Origin of the sequence: Tardiphaga sp. 839_C3_N1_4 (assembly GCF_051811045.1) — a bacterium.
Lineage (GTDB): Bacteria > Pseudomonadota > Alphaproteobacteria > Rhizobiales > Xanthobacteraceae > Tardiphaga.
On record NZ_JBPWQD010000001.1, the window covers coordinates 3,447,575 to 3,466,300 of the forward strand.

Genomic DNA, 18,726 nt, shown 5'->3' on the forward strand with positions numbered 1-18,726 from the left:
AAGCTTCGTCAGCCGCGTACCGTTTCGGTATCATCAGGCGGTAAATAGCCGTTGTGGATTGCCGCGCTGCCGCATAGCGTCATCGCCAACTACAAAAACTGTGCAGCCTGATTGTTTTGTACGCGGCGACTGCAACAAGTTTCGACAAAGGAAGAAACAGGGAGACAACGGCCATGACCGACACCGTCAATCATCAGGTGCTGCTCGTCGAAAAGCCCACAGGAAAATTGGGGCCCGAGCATTTCAAACTATCAAAGGGCCCGATTCCCGAGCCGAAGGATGGCGAAGCGCTGCTGCGCGTGCGTTACATCTCGCTCGATGCCGCCAATCGCGCATGGATGCATGGCGCGACCTATCGCGCGGCTGTCGAGGCCAATACGGTGATGGCGGGCGGCGGCATTGCCGAAGTCGTGTCCTCGAAGTCGCCTGCGCTGAAGCCGGGTGACATCGTGTTCGGCGACACCGGCTGGCAGAATTACGCGGCGGTGCCAGCCAAGCATCTCAACAAAATGCCGAAGATGGAGCCGATGACGCATCTGCTCAGCGTCTATGGCATTGCCGGCCTCACCGCCTATTTCGGGCTGCTCGATGTCGGCAAGCCCAAGGCAGGCGAGACCGTCGTCGTCTCGGCGGCGGCAGGCTCGGTCGGCTCCATCGTCGGCCAGATCGCCAAGATCAAGGGCTGCCGTGTGATCGGCATCGCCGGCGGCAAGGACAAGTGCGACTGGCTGACCAGAGAACTCGGCTTCGATGCTGCGGTGGACTACAAGGACGGCGCGGTGTTCAAGGCGCTGAAGGCGGCTGCTCCCAGTGGCATCGACGTCTATTTCGACAATGTCGGCGGCGACATTCTCGAGGCGTGTCTCGCACAAATGAATCTCAACGGCCGCATCGCCTGCTGCGGCGCCATCTCGCAATATGACGGCGCGCCCTCTGCGACCGGCCCGCGCGGCGTGCCCGGTCTCATCGTGGTGAAACGCCTGATCATGCAGGGCTTCATCGTGATGGACTATATGAACCAGCGCGAAAAGGCCCTGACGGATCTGCAGTCCTGGGTCGCCGCGGGCAAGCTCAAGGTGCAGGAAGACGTCATCGATGGGCTGGAGAACACGCCGCAGGCACTGATCGGTTTGCTGGCCGGTGAGAACCGCGGCAAGCGGATGGTGAAGGTGTAGGGAGTATTCGTCATTCCGGGGCGGGATCGACGCCGCAGGCGCCGAGGCCGAGCCCGGAATCTCGACATGGGAGTGTCTCGACAACGCCAAGCCACCTCAAGATTCCGGGCTCATTCCGGCCCGCTTCGCGGCCCGGCCTGCCCCGGAATGACGAGCGGGGACGCTTTCTCTTTTCAAATTTCAAACAGCCACTGCTCTTCAGACATGCGTCATCGCCCCCATTGTTTGCGGCGCGGGGGCGCCGTCGTCGCTTGCATTCCCACCCTCCTGTGAGAGGGCGTGCGGAACGCCGGGTGCCCGTTGCACCCTTGGGCCTGATGCGAATGCGGTCTTCCGCAATTGAGAGTGCATCAGGACTTTCGGAGGCGCCGAGCCAGTGCCCGACGTTCCGCCTGCGGTGTTTTTTCAGCCTGCTTGCACTTTGCCTTGGCGAACGGTCCGATCACCAAAATGATGGTCCCACGGCGGAGGGACAGGGAGCCTCAAGCGAGTAAGCCGGACGCGTTTCGATTTGGTCGTCCGTCACACTGTCCAGGGGTCTTTCCATCCGAAGGTCGGCCGTCTCCTTGCCAGTGGCAGTGCTGGCGCAGATCCGTCCTGCCCGAAGACAGACGTCACCCCCAAACCGCGTAACGCCGCATCTCCGGCGTCCACCGCATCCCACCCCGCGAACGTGACGATCGCGATCGCCCCTCTCGGTGGGGCAGGACAAAGGGGAATATAAACCTGATGGAGATGCTGTCAACGGGAGATAGGAAAAAATGTTTAAGCACTGTCCTGCCGTTCCATACCCGTCATTCCGGGGCGCGAGGAGGCGCCGAAGGCGGCGTATCGCGACCCCGGAATCTCAGCATGGGAATCTCCAGACAGCGCAAAACACTCGGGGATTCCGGGTTCAGTCCGGCCCGCTGTGCGGTCCGTCCTGCCCCGGAATGACGTGTGTAAATCGGGCTTCCCCGCCACTCCAAATGGAGTGGCGGGGTTCACGCTCTGCCAGCTTCGCCGACGACGAGCCATGCAGATTGCGACGCGCCCCCTCGCCGCGACGTCCTATCCACCCGTCCCGCGCTTTTGTATGACCTAGCATCACTCCCTCCAGCCCATCGATATCTCGCAAGAAGGAAAATCCATGACTGATGCGGCGACTGACGCGGCCTATGCTGACCTCGAAGCCGCCGGCTGGCGCATCATGGACGATGACGGGTTCATCCATTTCGTCGGCCCGATGTGGCACCGGATCGTCGATGGCATCAATGAATTCGCCATTCTCGGCCAGGACAAGCACCGCAACCGCCGCGGCGTGGTTCAGGGCGGGGCGGTGATGACGCTGGCCGACCGGAGCTGCGGCATGGCGGCGCGCGAGGCTGCAGGGGTCGAGGCGCTCGCCACGGTCCAGATGGATACTTATTTCGTCGATGCCGCGCGGATCGGCGACCTGATGATCTCCCGGCCGAAGGTCGTGCGCGCCACCAAGAGCCTGATCTTCATGAGCACCGAGGTCAGTGTGAACGATCACGTGGTCGCCACGGCGCATGGTGTGTTCAAGACAGTCCGCGACCGCACCGATGCCGGGCGCAAGAACGACTGACCCGGCGGCCGCCGCGGATTTCCGTCATCTTCACGATTTTTTTTCGCAGGCGGCGGAACGAAAGCACGAGCAGCTCGCTTAGCAAAGACATGCGAACCAAAACAGTTTTTACGCGACCTATATTCGTATTGGATTGATCACGTTTAGACTGACCGACGCTTTCGACCGAACCATCCCGGCCCTGCGGCCCATGGAACCGGCGATCAAGGTTCAAATCCCATGGCCCAAGACGCTGCCGTAAACAACGCCACCCTCCCCGCCACCGTCCTGGTCGTCGAGGACGACGTGCTGCTGCGCATGTTTGCGGTCGAGATGATCGAGGACGCCGGTTTCCGGGTGATCGAGGCGCCGGACGCTGACGCCGCGATCCGCGTGCTCGAAGCGCGCAACGATATCCGCATCATCTTTACCGATATCGACATGCCCGGCTCGATGAACGGGCTCAAGCTCGCCCATGCGGTCGCCAATCGCTGGCCGCCCATTCGCATCATCGCGACATCAGGCCACTTCAGGATAGGCGAACGCGACCTGCCGGATGGCGGCCGCTTCATTGCCAAACCCTATCGCCAGCACCAGATCATCGGCGCCCTCACCGAACTCGCAAATCCCCGCAGCGCATTCGGCGGGAGATAAGCCCCGTTCGCAATTGCGCTCACGCTTGACGCCTCCACACCGCCCAGTCACGCTGGTTCCACGATACCAGCTATCGGCAGGGGCAGGCGATGTGGGCATCACTCAAGAACTTTCTCGATAGTTCCATGTTTGCCCCGCACGGCATTTGCCTGCTGTGGGATCCCGGCCTGATCTGGCTTCACGTCGGCTCGGACGCACTGATCGCCGCGGCCTATTTCTCGATCCCCATCGTCCTCACAATCTTCGTCTGGAAGCGCCGCGATGTGGAGTTCGGCTGGATCTTCTGGGCCTTCGCGCTCTTCATCATGGCCTGCGGCCTGACTCATGTGATGTCGATCTACACGCTGTGGGTTCCGGCCTATGGCGCCGAAGGAATCCTCAAGGCGATCACCGCCATCGCCTCGGTCGTCACCGCAGCGATTCTCTGGCCACTGCTGCCACGACTACTGGCGATCCCCTCGCCTGCGCAATTGCGCGAAACCGAACTGGCGCTGATCGAGGAAGGCCGGCACCGGCGCGAAGCCGAGGACATGCTGCGCCATACGCAGAAGATGGAAGCGATCGGCCACCTCACCGGCGGTGTCGCTCATGACTTCAACAATCTGCTGACCATCATCATCGGCAATCTCGAAATCGCCGAGCACAGCATCTCGACCTGGACGGAATCGTCGCGCGATCGCCTCAGGCGCGTCATTGCCAGCGCGGCCGGCGGCGCGCAGCGCGCCGTGGTGCTGACGCAGCGCCTGCTCGCCTTCGCACGCAAGCAGCCGCTCGACCCGAAGACCATCAATGTCAATGGATTGCTCCACGGCATGTCGGACTTCTTCCAGCGCACATTGAGCGAGAACATCGATCTCGAAATCGTCGGCGGCGCCGGGCTGTGGCAGGTCGAGGTCGATCCGAGCCAGATGGAAGCCGCCATCCTCAATCTCGTGGTCAATGCACGCGACGCTATGGCCGGCTCGGGCAAATTGACGATCGAAACCAGCAACGCTTTTATCGACGAGATCTACGCCCTGCAGAATTCCGATGTCGTCATCGGGCAGTATGTCCTGATCTCGGTGACGGATACCGGCCCGGGCATGCCAAAGGACGTGCAGGAGCGCGCCTTCGATCCGTTCTTCACCACCAAGGAGCCCGGACAGGGCACCGGTCTCGGCCTGAGTCAGGTCTACGGTTTCGTCAAGCAATCCGGCGGCCATGTGAAGATCTATAGTGAGGTCGGCGAAGGCACGACCATCAAGGTCTATCTGCCGCGCAGCAGACAGCAGACGGAGCAATCGACCGAGATCGAGAGGCGTATTATCGGCAGCAAGGGCAATGAAACAGTGATGGTGGTGGAGGACGATCCGGATGTGCGGTCCTATCTGGTCGAGACGCTGGAAGGTCTCAACTATCAGGTCCGCGAGGCCGGCAATGCCGACGCAGCGCTGGCCGATTTTGCCGCTGACCCCGAACCGTTCGACCTGCTGCTGACCGATATCGTGATGCCCGGCATGAACGGACGACTGCTGGCCGACGAGATGCAGAAGCGACAGCCGAAACTGAAAGTGCTGTTCATGACCGGCTATTCGCGCAACGCCATCGTGCATCAGGGCCGGCTCGATCCCGGCGTGTCGCTGCTGCAAAAGCCGATCACGCAAGCAGCGCTCGGCGGCAAGGTGCGCGAGATGCTCGACAAGCGGTAAAGGTTAAGGGATTCGCCTGACGGGCACGGCGCCGCGCGTCCGCTCGGCCTGACGCCGCATATCGCTCAGGGTCGTGGCGGCACGCGACGTTTCGTGACTCGCGAGCCAGAGTTCGAAATCCGGCACCGGCAGCGCAGGCGAATAGACGAAGCCCTGGATAACGTCGCAGCCGAGTTCGGTGAGAATCCGGCGCTGCCCATCGGTTTCGACGCCCTCGGCCACCACGATCATATCGAGGCTCTGGCCGACGCGTATGATGGCGCGCGTAATCGCCAGCGCGCTCGCCTCGCTTTCAAGGCCACGCATGAAGCTGCGATCGATCTTCAACTCACGGATCGGTAGATGCGCGAGACGGCTGAGGCTGGAATAGCCGGTACCGAAATCATCCATCGACAGCTGCACGCCGGACTTGCGAATTTTCTCCATGGTCTCGACGGCGGTCGAATGCTCGCTCATCACCACACCTTCGGTGACCTCCAGCATCAGCATGTCCGGCGACAGGCCGTTTTCGGCGATCACCTCGCCGACCAGCGTGGCGAGATCGCCATTCTGGAAATTGATCGGCGACAGATTTACCGAGACGCTGGGCACATCGATGCCATTCTTGCGCCAGGCCGCGACCTGCCGGCATGCTTCGCGCAGCGACCAGGTGCCGATCAGCTCGATCAGCCCGTATTCCTCTGCGAGCGGGATGAACTTCGACGGCGGCACTTCGCCGAGCACCGGATCGGACCAGCGGGCCAGCGCCTCGACACCGTAAAGGCGACCGTCAGCGCGCACCTGCGGCTGATAGTGAAGCCGCAGCGCATCCTGCACGATGGCATTGCGCAGCGCCGTACTGAAAGCGAGTCGCTCCTCGCTGACGCGGTTCATCTCCGCACTGAAGAAGCGATAGGTCGAGCGGCCGGCCTGCTTGGCCTGATACATCGCCGCATCCGCATGTTTGAGCAGACCGTCGATATCACCGGCATTGTCGGGATAGATGCTGACGCCGATACTGGCGGATACCGGCACCAGCTTGGCGCCGAGTTGCATGGGCGGCAGCAGCGTCTCGAGCAGGCGGCTGGCGATCAAGGCAGCGCCTTCAACATCGCAATTCGGCAGCACAATAACGAATTCGTCGCCGCCCTGCCGGCTCAGCGTATCGGCCGGCCGGATCTGCCTGCACAGTCGTTGCGTGACCGTGACCAGCAACTCATCGCCGATGGAATGACCGAGCGTGTCGTTGACGTCCTTGAAGTGATCGATATCGAGGAACATCACGGCAATGCGGTCCCGTGGTTTGCTCTTGTCGATCAGCCCCGTCAGGATCTGGCGCAGTTGCGCGCGGTTCGGCAGGCCGGTCAGCGCATCGAAATAGGCCAGACGCGCGATTTCGCTGCGGGCCTCGTGCCGTTCAATGGCCAGTGCGCACAGATGCACACAGGCGTCGACGATAGTCTGGTGCCAGCGCGTCGGGCCGCGCATTTCATGGAAATAGAAGGCAAAGGCACCGATGACGCGACCATCCCGCGCCTTGATCGGCGTCGACCAGCAGGCGCGCAAGCCGGCTTCCAGTGGCAGCGTATTATAGGGCAGCCACCGCGGATCAGTGGCGATATCGGCGGCCAGCACCGCGTGGCCCAGAAAGGCTGCCGCGCCGCAGGACCCGACATCGGGACCGATGGCAATACCGTCAATAATGGGCGCGAAGGCCGGCGGGAGACTGGGGCCACCGAGCGGATGGAGGCGACCTTCCGCGTCCACATGCAGCACCGACGAGACGATATCAGGCGCGATGGCTTCGACGCGGTGGCAGAGATCGCCGATCACATCAACGACCGGCATGTCGTTGGCAAGATTTTCCAGCACATGATGCTGCAGCGAATTGATCTGTTTGCTCTCGGTGATGTCGTCGAGTACCGCGATCAGATGCTCGACCTCGCCGGCTTCATTGCGGCCTGCGTTGACCGTGCTTGAGATCCAGATCTCGTGGCCGTCCTTGTCATAGACAAGGATATCCTCTTGCCCGTGTCCTTCGGCATCGATCTGCGCGTGAAACCGCTCCAGCGTTTCGTTGTCGGTATACTCTCCGGTCAGCAGATCCCGGGGGTGTTTGCCCATCGCTTCCGCGAGGGTGTATCCGAACAGCTCTGTGAAAGCATCGTTGACATAGACGATGGTCATGTCCCGTTTGGAGACCATCACGACACGGTCGGTCTTTTCGGCAACCAGCGCCATCAGCGCATTTTGCTCGCGGCCACGGACGTCGTCCGTCACGTCGCGGATGAAGTTGATGTAGAGCGTCTTGCCCGCATAATCGACGCGTGAGATCGAGAACGCGCCCCAGGCCTCGCTCCCGTCCTTGCGGCTGATCCTGAACTCGCGGCGGCCCTTGACCGCCGTCCGGGGGTCCATGGCAGACTTTGCCGCGATGACTCCATCGAGATGTTCGCGCACGTCGAGCGGAACGAGGACGCTGATCTGCCGCCCCACGACTTCGTCGCGGTGATATCCCCACATCCGCTCGGCCGCGGCATTGAAATGCCGGATCTGATTGTCGATCCCCGTGATAACGACAGGATCGACTGCCTGTTCGAACGCCGAGAACAGCGCCTTCGCAGCTTCACTGGGCTGGCCGACAGGACTTGTAGGCATGAAACGACCTTCGATCACGGGAGCCGCGTGAGCACGATGGCGGCTGTCTTCGTTACAACGGCAATGTCATTCGCAGGTACGACTGTATTTGAACTCCAGTAGCTAAGAAGTTCGTTCGACCTCATCTTGAGGGGGCTGAATCCGGGATGTCGTTAACAACACGTTAACGACAGTCGTCGACTTCTCGGAATTACATGGCCGCAAGCGCACCCGGCCGTATGTCCTGTCGCGAAGCTTCGGCCCGGCGCTCGTCGACCAGCGCCGCCCAGCGTTCGGCATGGCGGGCCACCAGCCAGGCTTCGAAATCGAATGCGGACAATGCGGGCGAATACAGGAAACCCTGAATGACGTCACAGCCCAGCCCGGCGAGAATCCTGCGCTGCTCTTCGGTCTCGACGCCTTCGGCCACGACCGTCATGTTGAGGCTCTGCCCGACGCGCACGACGGCGGTGGCGATCGCGAGAGCGCAGACCTCGGTCTCGATACCGCGCATGAAGCTGCGATCGATCTTGAGCTCGCGCACCGGCAAATGCGCCAGGCGGCTCAAGCTCGAATAACCGGTGCCGAAATCATCCATCGACAATCCGATGCCCGCCGCGCGGATCTGCATCATGATCTCGATCGCGGTCGTGTGTTCGCTCATCACCGCGCCCTCGGTGACTTCGAGCATCAGCCTGTTCGGCGCCAGCCCGTTTTCCACGATGATGTCGGAAATCAACGCCGGCAATCCCGGATTCAGAAAATTGATCGGCGACAGGTTGACCGAGACGCAAGGCACATCGAGCCCTGCCTTTTGCCACGCCGCAATCTGCCTGCACGCCTCGCGCAGCGACCAGACACCGATCTGCTCGATGAGCCCGCATTCCTCCGCGAGCGGAATGAACTTCGCCGGTGACACATCGCCCAATACGGGATCATGCCAGCGCGCCAATGCTTCGACGCCGTAGAGATCCCCGTTGCTCGCGCGAATCTGCGGCTGGTAGTGCAACCGCAGACCGCCTTGTGCAAGCGCGTGGCGCAAAGCGGTGCTGAGACGAAGGCGCTCCTCGTTCACGCGGTCCATGTCATTGCTGAAAAACCGATGCGTGGAGCGGCCGGCCTGCTTGGCCTTGTACATTGCCGCATCGGCATATTTCAGCAGACTATCGAGATCGCGGGCATTGTCCGGAAACATGCTAATGCCGGCGCTGGCGGAAATCGGCACCTGATTGTTGCCTAGCTGCAGCGGAACCGACAGTGCCTCGGTGAGCCGGCCGGCGATGCGGGATGCATCTGCCGCGACGCAGTTCGGCATCAGGATGATGAATTCATCGCCGCCCTGACGACTGAGGATATCGCCAGGCCGGATATGCTGATGAAGCCGCTGTGTGACGGCGACCAGCAAGTCATCGCCGACAGCATGCCCCAGCGTATCGTTGACGTCCTTGAAGTGATCCAGGTCAAGAAATATCAGCGCCATCTGCGCATCTGCGGTGCATTCCGCGACGGCGCGCTCCATCAACTGGCGCATATGGGTCCGATTCGGCAGACCGGTGAGCGCATCGAAATAAGCAAGCCGCGAGATTTCGTTGCGCGCTTCCTCACGCTCGATGGCGACCGCGGCGAGATGAACACAGGCATCGACGATGCCGTGATGCAAGCGGCTGGGTCTGCGACATTCCCTGAAGTAGAATGCGAACGTGCCGATGACGCGCCCATCCTTGGTCTTGATCGGCATCGACCAACAGGCCTTCAGACCGGAAGCCAGCGGCGCGCTGTTGTATGGCAGCCATAGAGGATCGTTTTCGATATCGGTGACCAGAACAGGCTCACCGCGAAAGGCCGCGGTCCCGCAGGAGCCTACATCCGGTCCGATGGCAATGCCGTCCAGCGCCTGCGCATAACCTGCCGGAAGGCTTGGTCCTCCCAAAGGATGCAGCAGTCCCTCGGAATCGACATGTAGCACCGAACAGACGACATCGGGCGCGATCTGCTCCACCTTCCGGCAAAGATTGTCCATCACATCGAGCAGCGGCTGCTCACCGGCCAGCGCTTCGAGAATGTGATGCTGCAGCGACTGAAGCTGCTTGCTCTCGGTGATATCGGTCATCAATGCGACGAGGTGCTGGAGTTTTCCATCCGCGCCGTGAATCGCATTCAAGGCAACCGAGACCCAGACCTCGTTGCCCGCTTTGTCGTAAAGGAGAATTTCGTCTTCAGCAGAACCTTCCGTTCTGATCTGCTGGTCCAGATAGGCGAGCGTCGCCTGGCTGGTATATGCGCCGACGAGGAATTCCTCCGGGATGAGTCCCGTCGCCTCATCCAGCGAGTAGCCGAACATGCCGGTGAAGGCGCCGTTGACATAGCTGATCCGTGCGTCGCGACCCGCAATGTAGATAGCGCGTTTCGTCTTGTCGACCACGAGTGCCAGCGGGATAATTTCTTCCCTGCGCTTCACCTCCTCCGTCGCATCGCGGACGAAGCCCATATAGGTGATCTCGCCATTCACCTCGACCCGCGACATCGACAACGATCCCCAGATCTCGCTGCCGTCCTTGCGTTCGATTTTCACCTCACGGCTGTGCCCGACGATGCGATTGACGCCGGTCGCGCGGTTCGCGGCGATGTATCCGTCGTGCTGCGACCTGATCGCCATCGGCACCAAATAGCTGATATTTCGCCCGAGCACTTCATCGCGCTCATAGCCCCACAACTGTTCGGCGGCGGCGTTGAAATGGGTCACGCTATTCTTGCTGTCGATCATCACGACAGCATCGATGGCCTGCTCCAGCCCGGCGAGGAGCGTCCTCGCGGCATCACTCTGGTCGACATGCACCAACGTCATAAACGCAACTCGCAATTACTTTGCTCAAACCATCGGACCGTCGTTGAAATGACCCGATCACCGGCTTTCAGCCGAGGTGGTGCAATCGTATGTGCGAGATGTCGCCAAACTGTTTTGCGCGGCGCCCGAGTTCCCGGCGGCCGCGAACGTACTTAAGGTCCGGATAAAACCACGCAGCCAGAGCAGGACACGCAAGCAACGACGCAACCTTCGATAGTTGGCGCGTCGCTAAAGCGGTATCCTGACGCCGCTGATGCGACGCGAGAATCCTAGTGGGCTTCAGCCGCGAGCACGGCCTCGACACGGATTTCTTCCGTGAGCCGCGCTTTGAGGTCGGAAAAAGCCGGGCTGGTCTTGATGGTGTAGTGCCGCGGATGTGGCAGATCGACCGGGATATCGGCCTTGATGCGACCGGGACGCGCCGACATCACCACGGTGCGCGACGCCAGGAACACCGCTTCCTCGATATCGTGGGTGACGAAGATCACCGTCTTGCGCTCGCGCTCCCAGATGCCGAGCAGCAATTCCTGCATCAAGGCGCGCGTCTGGTTGTCGAGTGCGCCGAACGGCTCATCGAGCAGCAGGATCTTCGGATCATTGGCGAGGGCGCGGGCGATGGCCGTGCGCTGCTGCATGCCGCCGGAGAGTTGCTTCGGAAAATGATTGGCGAAACTGGTGAGGCCCACCTTCTCCAGCCACTGTTTGGCGATGTCATTGCGCTCACGCTGGGACACACCGCGCTCGCGCAGACCAAAGGAAATATTCTCTGACACCGTGAGCCAGGGAAACAGCGTGTAGGACTGGAACACCATGCCGCGATCGGCGCCGGGACCGGTGATCGCCTTGCCATCGAGCAGGATGCGGCCGGTGGTCGGCGTGTCCAGACCGGCGACCATGCGCAGCAGCGTGGACTTGCCGCAGCCGCTTGGTCCGAGGATTGTGACGAAGTCGTTGTCCGCGACGGACAGATTGGTCGGCTCCAGCGCACGCGTCGGCGTGCCGCCGCGCACGGCAGGGAAAATCCGCGAGACGTTGTCGATGACGAGCTTGCTCAAATGATGCTCCACGGAAACAAGCGCCGGTTCGCAGCTTTGAACGCATAGTCCGAAATCAAACCGATGATGCCGATGACGATAATGCCGAAGATGATCTGGCCGGTGGCGAGCAGCGCCTGGCTGTCGATGATCATGTGGCCGATGCCCGAGGACGAGCCGATCAGTTCGGCGACGATGACATAGGTCCAGGCCCAGCCGAGCACGAGGCGCAGGATTTCCGCGATCTCAGGCGCGGCGGACGGGATGAGAACGCGCTTGAGCACACCGGCGTCGCGCGCGCCGAGCGTCAGCGACGCCTCAACGAGATCGCGGCGCACGCTGCCGACGGAGACAGCGACCATCAAAATGAGCTGGAACACCGAGCCGATGAAGATCACCAGCAGCTTCTGCAATTCGCCGATGCCGGCCCACAGGATGAGCAGCGGGATGAAGGCCGAGGCCGGCAGATAGCGCGCGAAGGACACGAAGGGTTCGAGGAACGCTTCGATGGGCTTGTAGGCGCCCATCAAGATGCCGATCGGCACCGCGAACAGCGCGGCCAGCACGAAGCCGCCGATCACGCGCCAGATGGTCATGCCGATATCATGCAGGAAGCCGTGCTTGGTCAACAGCAGCCAGCCGTCCTGCAGCATGGTCCATGGATTGGCGAGAAAGGTCTTGGAGACGAAGCCGCCAAAGGTCGCATAGGACCACGCGGCCACGAACAGCACGAAGAAGGAGATCCCGAGCACGACGCGCGCGGTGGATGAAATCGGAGCGAGCGGTTTCATAATGAGCCTGAAGAAGCGCTGACCAACTCAGTCGTCGTGCCCGGCGAATGCCGGGCATCCACGTCTTGGCCGCAAGAGCAGACGTGGATGGCCGGGACAAGCCCGGCCATGACGTCGTTGATGGAGTCGTGCACGAGTATCTCGGTTTACTGAATGAAGCGCGGATCGGCGAGCTTCGTCAGATCCGGGATTTCCTTGATCACGCCGATCTCGAGCAGCAGCTCGGCCGCTTCCTTCGAGAACGCCTGATGCTCGCCAGCGAAGAACTTCTTGTTCGCTTCCTGATCCTGCCAGCGCAGATACTGCGCGGAGGCACCGAACTTCTCGCCGGTCTGCTTCACGTCGGCGCCCATGATCTCGTAGGACTTGTCCTTCTCGGCACCGATCATGGCAACGGCCTCGAAATAGCTCTTGGCCAGCGCCTTCACGGCACCTTCGTTATCCGCGATGAACTTCGGCGTGCAGCCGAACGTGTCCATGATCATCGGATAGTCGAGCGTGGTAGCAATGATCTTACCGGCTTCCGGCTTCTCGCGTACGGCCGAGAGATAAGGCTCATAGGTCATGGCCGCATCGTTCTGGCCGGCAATGAACGCCTGCGCTGCTGGACCCGGCTCCATGTTGACGACGGAGACGTCCTTCACGCTGAGGCCGTTCTTCTTCAGGAACCAGGCGAGCGTGAAATAGGGCGCGGTGCCCGGAGCGGAAGCCGCAACGGTCTTGCCCTTCAGATCCTTGATCGATGCGGTGCCGGCGCGCACGGCCATGCCGTCTGCGCCATAGGACTTGTCGAGCTGGAACAGCTGCGTGGTAGCAACGCCATTGGCATTCCATACCACCCAGGTTTCGACCGTGGTGGCGGCGCACTGAACGTCACCCGAGGCGATGGCGAGATGGCGGCTGGCCTGCGGCACCTTCTTGATGGTGACGTCGAGACCGTTCTTGGCGAAGATGCCGGCTTCCTTCGCCAGCGTCAGTGGCGCGAAACCGGTCCAGCCTGAAATGGCGATGGTGACCTTGGTCTGCGCCGCAGCCGGGGTCGCAACGAGAGCCGCGAGCATGGCGGCGACGGAAACTCCAATCAACTTCATAAAGCACTCTCCTCAGCCAGATTTAGAATGATACTGCATGGCAACATGGCGGATTGCCAGAGTCAATTTCCGCAGACGCCCTGCGGCAGATGATTCATGTCGTCCTCACGATCGCAGCCCCGTCGGCGTGAAGCGTGCGGTGAGCTGATACAGATCGTTCGGATAGGTGACGCGCACCGATGTTATGATCTTGTTCTTGCGCCAGGTGCGGCGCTCGACCACGAGGCAGGCGGCCGGCTTCTTCAGCGTCAATGCTTTCAACGCGGTATCGTTTGCTAGAGACGCAGTGATCCGATGCTCTGCCTCATTCCACGGTACGTGACCGAGCAGCCAGGTGCCAGGTGGCACGCGCGTGAAATCGATTTCAGACGCGGGCGGCACCACGTCGAGATTGATCAGGCGCTCTTCCAGCGCGAAAGGCCTGCCTTTGGCGATGTGTCGGCAGCTCAGCACCAATATGTCGCAGCTCTTGTCGATGCCGAGACGTTCGAGATCGTCCTTGGTCGCCTTGCGCCGTTTGCGCGACAGTAGTTCGTAAGCATAAGCCTCGCCGCGCTTGGCGATCTCGGCCTGGATATCCGGAATATGCAGCACCGCGGACTGCACCAGCGGCTTGGCGACAAAACTACCGACGCGGCGCTTGCGCTCGATCACACCGGCCGCTGCGAGACCCGACAGCACCTTGTTCACGGTCATCCGCGAGCAGCTATAGGTCTCGACCAGTTCATGTTCGAACGGAATGCGATAGCCGGGTGGCCAGCGGCCGGACAGAATCTTCTCTTCGAGATCGGCACGGATGCGCTGATACAGCGCCTGCGGCGCGGCCTGCGCTTTTCCATTTGCCGGTTTTGACACGCGTGCTGTCGCCATCAGAGTGTCGCCAGCCGCTGTACGACGCGCCGATAGCGTTCGGTGATGGATGCGCGCTTGATGTGGCGACCACCGTCAACGACCTGCTTGCCGCCAACGAAGACGTCGGAGATCGCCGATTTTCCTGCGACGAAGGTCGCGGCATCGAGCCAGCGATCGTCGGTGACGGCACAGAGATCGGGATGCGCGGTGTCCAGCACGACGATATCCGCACGCTTGCCAACCGCAAGTGCACCGATATTGCGGCCCGAGGCCTGCGCGCCGCCGACGAGCGCATGTTCATAGAGCGCACGGCCGGTGGACTCACCCTCATGGCGTGCCACGGCGTTGCGGACGCGATAGGCGAGACGCTGGCTGTATTCGAGTTGCTTGAGTTCGCCGGGCGCCGTGATCTCGATATTGGAATCGGAGCCGACGCCGAACACACCGCCGGTATCGATGAAGCGCGGGCCTTCGAAGATGCCGTCGCCGAGACTGGCTTCGGTGAGCGGGCACAGGCCGATGACGGCACCTGCTTTCGCGACGCCGGCGGTTTCTTCGGGCGTCATATGGGTCGCGTGGATCAGCACCCAGCGCCTGTCGACCGGCATGTGATCCAGCAGCCATGCCACCGGACGCTGACCGGACCAGGTGATACAGTCCTCGACCTCTTTGGTCTGTTCGGCGACGTGAATGTGAACCGGTCCATCGGGCACTGCCTTAAGGACGTCACTTAAGGTCTCCGGTGTAATCGCGCGCAACGAATGCGGCGCGATGCCGATGGCGGCGTCATTGAGATGCGCGATGGCCGCGCGGGACTTCTCCAGCAGCGCCAGAAAGCGCGCGGGATCATTGACGAAACGGCGCTGACCATGGATCGACGGCGCACCACCAAAGCCGCTGAAATTATAGAAGGACGGCAGCAGCGTCAGACCGATGCTCGTCTCGCCGGCCGCTGCCGCGATGCGCGTAGCCATCTCCGCGAGATCGCCATAGGGCGCGCCGCTCTCGTCGTGATGCAGATAGTGAAACTCGGCGACCGAGGTGAAGCCGCCTTCCAGCATCTCGGCATAGGCGAAACCCGCGATAGCCTCGACGTCATCCGGCGTCAGCGTATCGATGAAGCGATACATCAACTGCCGCCAGGTCCAGAAGCTGTCCTGCGTGGCGCCGCGGATTTCGGTGAGGCCGGCCATGCCGCGCTGGAACGCATGGCTGTGCAGATTGGGCAATCCGGGCAGCGCCACGCCGCTGATGATTTCCGCGTCAGCGCTGCTCGAATTCGCGGCAACGGCCGTGATGGTGCCATTCTCGATTGCGACAACGACGTCGCGCGCCCAGCCTGACGGCAGCAGCGCGTGCGCGAAGAACAGCCTTTTTGCAGCACGTTGCGTGCCCATAGCGATTGCCTGTTGCATTCAAAAGACGCTCGACAATAAGCGAGGCCGCTGATTATGTATAGACATACGACGTCCCGAATTTACGGCAGTCCGTCATGACCTTCGATACCATCTGGACCAATGCACGCCTTGCCACGATGGCGCCCGGCCAGCCCGGCCTCGGGATCGTGGAGAAAGGCTGCATCGCAGCAAAGGACGGCCGGATCGCTTTCGTCGGTCCAGCGTCAGAACTGCCGGCCGGCACCGACGCCAAGACCCGCATCGATTGCGACGGCCGCTGGATCACACCGGGGCTGGTCGATTGCCACACCCATCTGATCTATGGCGGCAACCGCGCCAGTGAATTCGCGATGCGGCTCGAGGGCGCCAGCTATGAGGACATTTCGCGCGCCGGTGGCGGCATCGCCTCGAGCATGAAGGCCACGCGTGCGGCCAGCGAAGCGCAGCTCGTCGCCAGCGGCTTGAAGCGGCTCGACCATCTGCTCGCCGAAGGCGTCACCACCATCGAGATCAAATCGGGTTACGGCCTCGACAGGGATACTGAAATCCGCTGCCTCAAGGCGGCGCGGCAGCTCGCGCGGGAACGCGACGTCTCCGTCGTTACCTCATTCCTTGGCGCACATGCGATGCCGCCGGAAGCGAATGGCGACAAGGACGCCTATATCGACACCGTCATCGCCGAAATGCTGCCGGCGATTGCCGAACTGAAACTCGCCGACGCAGTCGACGCGTTCTGCGAGGGCATTGCATTTTCGCCAGAGCAGACGGCGCGGGTGTTCGACGCCGCCAGGAAACTCGGCCTGCCGGTTAAACTGCATGCGGACCAGCTCTCGAACCTGCATGGCGCGAAGCTCGCCGCCGACCACGGCGCGCTCTCTGCGGATCATCTCGAACATACGGACGAGGACGGCGTCATCGCGCTGACCAAGGCCGGCACCGTCGCCGTAGTATTGCCGGGTGCTTACTACACCCTGCGCGAAACCCAGGCTCCGCCGATCGCGCTGTTCCGCAAGCATGGCACCCATCTGGCGCTGGCCACCGACAGCAATCCCGGCACCTCGCCGCTGACCTCGCTGCTGCTCACCATGAATATGGGCGCGACCTTGTTTCGCATGACTGTGGACGAATGCCTGCTCGGCGTCACGCGCGAAGGCGCGCGGGCGCTGGGCAAGCTGAGCGAAGTCGGCACACTGGAGGCCGGCAAGGCCTGCGATCTCGCCATCTGGGACATCGAACACCCCGCCGAGCTGGTCTACCGCGTCGGCTTCAATCCGCTCCACGCGCGCGTCTGGCACGGCCGAACGCACGCGACCGTTTCCAAGTAAGGATCGACATCATGGATCGCAGCAAGAACAGCCGCATCGTCCGCAGCCCGCGCGGCACCGAACTCTCCGCCAAGGACTGGCTCACCGAAGCGCCGCTGCGCATGCTGATGAACAATCTCGATCCGGAAGTGGCCGAGAATCCCAACGAGCTCGTGGTCTATGGCGGCATCGGCCGCGCGGCACGCAATTGGGAAGCCTTCGACCAGATCGCCAAGTCGCTCCGTGAGCTCAACACCGACGAGACGCTGCTGGTGCAGTCCGGCAAGCCGGTCGGCGTGTTCAAGACGCACACTGACGCGCCGCGCGTGCTGATCGCCAATTCCAATCTGGTGCCGCGCTGGGCCACCTGGGAGCACTTCAACGAGCTCGATCGCAAGGGGCTGATGATGTACGGCCAGATGACGGCCGGCTCGTGGATCTATATCGGCTCGCAGGGCATCGTGCAGGGCACCTACGAGACCTTCGTGGAGGCCGGACGGCAGCACTATAACGGCGACCTGTCCGGCCGCTGGATCCTCACCGCAGGTCTCGGCGGCATGGGCGGCGCGCAGACGCTGGCGGCAACCATGGCCGGGGCGTCGTGCCTCGCGGTCGAGTGCCAGCCGAGCCGCATCGAGATGCGATTGAAGAGCCGTTACCTCGACGTGCAGGCCAAAGACCTCGACGACGCCCTGGCGATCATCGAGAAGGCCAACAAGGAGAAGAAGCCGATTTCCGTTGGCGTGCTTGGCAACGCGGCTGACATCTTCCCTGAACTGGTCCGCCGCGGCGTCAGGCCGGACATCGTCACCGACCAGACCTCGGCGCATGACCCGGTCAACGGCTATCTCCCGAAGGGCTGGACACTGTCAGAGTGGGAAGCCAAGCGCGCCAGCGATCCCCGATCGGTCGAGAAGGCCTCGCGCAAGTCGATGAGCGAGCACGTGCGCGCGATGCTCGACTTCCACAAGATGGGCGTGCCCACCGTCGACTACGGCAACAACATCCGCCAGATGGCCAAGGAAGAAGGCGTCGACAACGCATTCGACTTCCCGGGCTTCGTGCCAGCCTATATCCGCCCGCTGTTCTGCCGCGGCATTGGCCCGTTCCGCTGGGCGGCGCTGTCCGGCGATCCCGAGGACATCTACAAGACCGACGCCAAGGTGAAGGAGATACTCGGACACAACAAGGCGCTGGTGAACTGGCTCGACATGGCGCGCGAACGCATCCAGTTCCAAGGCCTGCCGGCGCGCATCTGCTGGGTCGGCCTCGGTGATCGCCATCGCCTCGGCCTCGCTTTCAACGAGATGGTGGCCTCGGGCGAATTGAAGGCGCCGATCGTCATTGGCCGCGATCATCTCGACTCCGGCTCCGTGGCAAGCCCGAACCGTGAAACCGAAGCAATGAAGGACGGCTCCGATGCCGTGTCCGACTGGCCGCTGCTCAATGCGCTGCTCAACTGCGCATCTGGCGCAACATGGGTGTCGCTACATCACGGCGGCGGCGTCGGCATGGGCTTCTCGCAGCATTCCGGCATGGTCATCGTCGCCGACGGTACGCCGGAAGCGGCAAAGCGCCTCGAACGCGTGTTGTGGAACGATCCGGCCACCGGCGTGATGCGCCATGCCGATGCCGGCTATGAAGAAGCCATTGCTTGCGCCGAGGAACATCACCTCAATCTGCCGTCGCTGCACGCCAAGGGCTGAGTGCAG

Annotated in this window: 13 protein-coding genes; 6 read left to right on the plus strand and 7 right to left on the minus strand. The window is 62.0% G+C overall.

What is annotated here, in order from left to right:
• Positions 1–173: 173 nt before the first annotated feature.
• From AB8A38_RS16565 to AB8A38_RS16580, 4 genes are all read left to right on the plus strand, one after another.
• A complete protein-coding gene (locus AB8A38_RS16565) occupies positions 174–1,175 on the plus strand; it encodes an NADP-dependent oxidoreductase (RefSeq protein ID WP_439086699.1) in 1,002 nt (333 codons plus the stop codon).
• Positions 1,176–2,304: 1,129 nt separating this feature from the next.
• Entirely contained in the window at positions 2,305–2,763 is a 459-nt protein-coding gene (locus AB8A38_RS16570; protein ID WP_315840373.1) for a PaaI family thioesterase, read from the plus strand.
• Positions 2,764–2,982: 219 nt separating this feature from the next.
• Positions 2,983–3,396: a response regulator gene (locus AB8A38_RS16575; RefSeq protein WP_315840372.1), complete on the plus strand. Its 414-nt coding sequence runs from the start codon at positions 2,983–2,985 to the stop codon at positions 3,394–3,396.
• A gap of 125 nt (positions 3,397–3,521) precedes the next feature.
• Complete coding sequence (locus tag AB8A38_RS16580; RefSeq protein ID WP_439086700.1) at positions 3,522–5,084, plus strand: ATP-binding protein; 1,563 nt, start codon at positions 3,522–3,524, stop codon at positions 5,082–5,084.
• A 3-nt stretch (positions 5,085–5,087) separates the two neighbouring features.
• On the opposite strand, the gene AB8A38_RS16585 is transcribed toward AB8A38_RS16580, so the two are convergent.
• The 7 genes from AB8A38_RS16585 to AB8A38_RS16615 form a co-directional block, all read right to left on the minus strand.
• Positions 5,088–7,721 carry an EAL domain-containing protein gene (locus tag AB8A38_RS16585; protein ID WP_439086701.1) on the minus strand — a complete coding sequence of 878 codons (2,634 nt, stop codon included), beginning with the start codon at positions 7,719–7,721 and terminating at the stop codon, positions 5,088–5,090.
• A 190-nt stretch (positions 7,722–7,911) separates the two neighbouring features.
• Entirely contained in the window at positions 7,912–10,545 is a 2,634-nt protein-coding gene (locus tag AB8A38_RS16590; protein WP_439086702.1) for an EAL domain-containing protein, read from the minus strand.
• A 269-nt stretch (positions 10,546–10,814) separates the two neighbouring features.
• The gene (locus tag AB8A38_RS16595; RefSeq protein ID WP_116661543.1) at positions 10,815–11,600 is read right to left on the minus strand and encodes an ABC transporter ATP-binding protein; all 786 of its coding nucleotides are present in this window, start codon (positions 11,598–11,600) and stop codon (positions 10,815–10,817) included.
• On the minus strand, positions 11,597–12,370 hold the full coding sequence (locus AB8A38_RS16600) for an ABC transporter permease (RefSeq protein ID WP_116661544.1): 774 nt from the start codon (positions 12,368–12,370) through the stop codon (positions 11,597–11,599). The genes AB8A38_RS16595 and AB8A38_RS16600 overlap by 4 nt, the downstream gene beginning before the upstream one ends.
• Before the next feature lie 146 nt (positions 12,371–12,516).
• Positions 12,517–13,461 carry an ABC transporter substrate-binding protein gene (locus tag AB8A38_RS16605; RefSeq protein ID WP_089266870.1) on the minus strand — a complete coding sequence of 315 codons (945 nt, stop codon included), beginning with the start codon at positions 13,459–13,461 and terminating at the stop codon, positions 12,517–12,519.
• A gap of 105 nt (positions 13,462–13,566) precedes the next feature.
• Complete coding sequence (hutC, locus tag AB8A38_RS16610) at positions 13,567–14,331, minus strand: histidine utilization repressor (RefSeq protein WP_439086703.1); 765 nt, start codon at positions 14,329–14,331, stop codon at positions 13,567–13,569.
• On the minus strand, positions 14,331–15,710 hold the full coding sequence (locus tag AB8A38_RS16615; RefSeq protein WP_439086704.1) for a formimidoylglutamate deiminase: 1,380 nt from the start codon (positions 15,708–15,710) through the stop codon (positions 14,331–14,333). The genes hutC and AB8A38_RS16615 overlap by 1 nt, the downstream gene beginning before the upstream one ends.
• Positions 15,711–15,805: 95 nt before the next feature.
• Here AB8A38_RS16615 and hutI point away from each other — a divergent pair, with 95 nt between their 5' ends.
• Together hutI and hutU are read left to right on the plus strand one after the other, a co-directional pair.
• Positions 15,806–17,035 (plus strand): imidazolonepropionase, encoded by a 1,230-nt coding sequence (hutI, locus tag AB8A38_RS16620; RefSeq protein ID WP_439086705.1) that lies wholly within the window; start codon positions 15,806–15,808, stop codon positions 17,033–17,035.
• Positions 17,036–17,046: 11 nt separating this feature from the next.
• Positions 17,047–18,720: a urocanate hydratase gene (hutU, locus tag AB8A38_RS16625; protein WP_439086706.1), complete on the plus strand. Its 1,674-nt coding sequence runs from the start codon at positions 17,047–17,049 to the stop codon at positions 18,718–18,720.
• Positions 18,721–18,726: the final 6 nt, after the last annotated feature.

Bases quoted from the DNA above. Each gene is read 5' to 3' on its own strand.
- AB8A38_RS16565 (WP_439086699.1), top strand. From the start codon at position 174: ATGACCGACACCGTCAATCATCAGGTGCTGCTCGTCGAAAAGCCCACA.
- AB8A38_RS16570 (WP_315840373.1), top strand. From the start codon at position 2,305: ATGACTGATGCGGCGACTGACGCGGCCTATGCTGACCTCGAAGCCGCC.
- AB8A38_RS16575 (WP_315840372.1), top strand. From the start codon at position 2,983: ATGGCCCAAGACGCTGCCGTAAACAACGCCACCCTCCCCGCCACCGTC.
- AB8A38_RS16580 (WP_439086700.1), top strand. From the start codon at position 3,522: ATGTTTGCCCCGCACGGCATTTGCCTGCTGTGGGATCCCGGCCTGATC.
- AB8A38_RS16585 (WP_439086701.1), bottom strand. From the start codon at position 7,721: ATGCCTACAAGTCCTGTCGGCCAGCCCAGTGAAGCTGCGAAGGCGCTG.
- AB8A38_RS16590 (WP_439086702.1), bottom strand. From the start codon at position 10,545: ATGACGTTGGTGCATGTCGACCAGAGTGATGCCGCGAGGACGCTCCTC.
- AB8A38_RS16600 (WP_116661544.1), bottom strand. From the start codon at position 12,370: ATGAAACCGCTCGCTCCGATTTCATCCACCGCGCGCGTCGTGCTCGGG.
- AB8A38_RS16605 (WP_089266870.1), bottom strand. From the start codon at position 13,461: ATGAAGTTGATTGGAGTTTCCGTCGCCGCCATGCTCGCGGCTCTCGTT.
- hutC (WP_439086703.1), bottom strand. From the start codon at position 14,331: ATGGCGACAGCACGCGTGTCAAAACCGGCAAATGGAAAAGCGCAGGCC.
- AB8A38_RS16615 (WP_439086704.1), bottom strand. From the start codon at position 15,710: ATGGGCACGCAACGTGCTGCAAAAAGGCTGTTCTTCGCGCACGCGCTG.
- hutI (WP_439086705.1), top strand. From the start codon at position 15,806: ATGACCTTCGATACCATCTGGACCAATGCACGCCTTGCCACGATGGCG.
- hutU (WP_439086706.1), top strand. From the start codon at position 17,047: ATGGATCGCAGCAAGAACAGCCGCATCGTCCGCAGCCCGCGCGGCACC.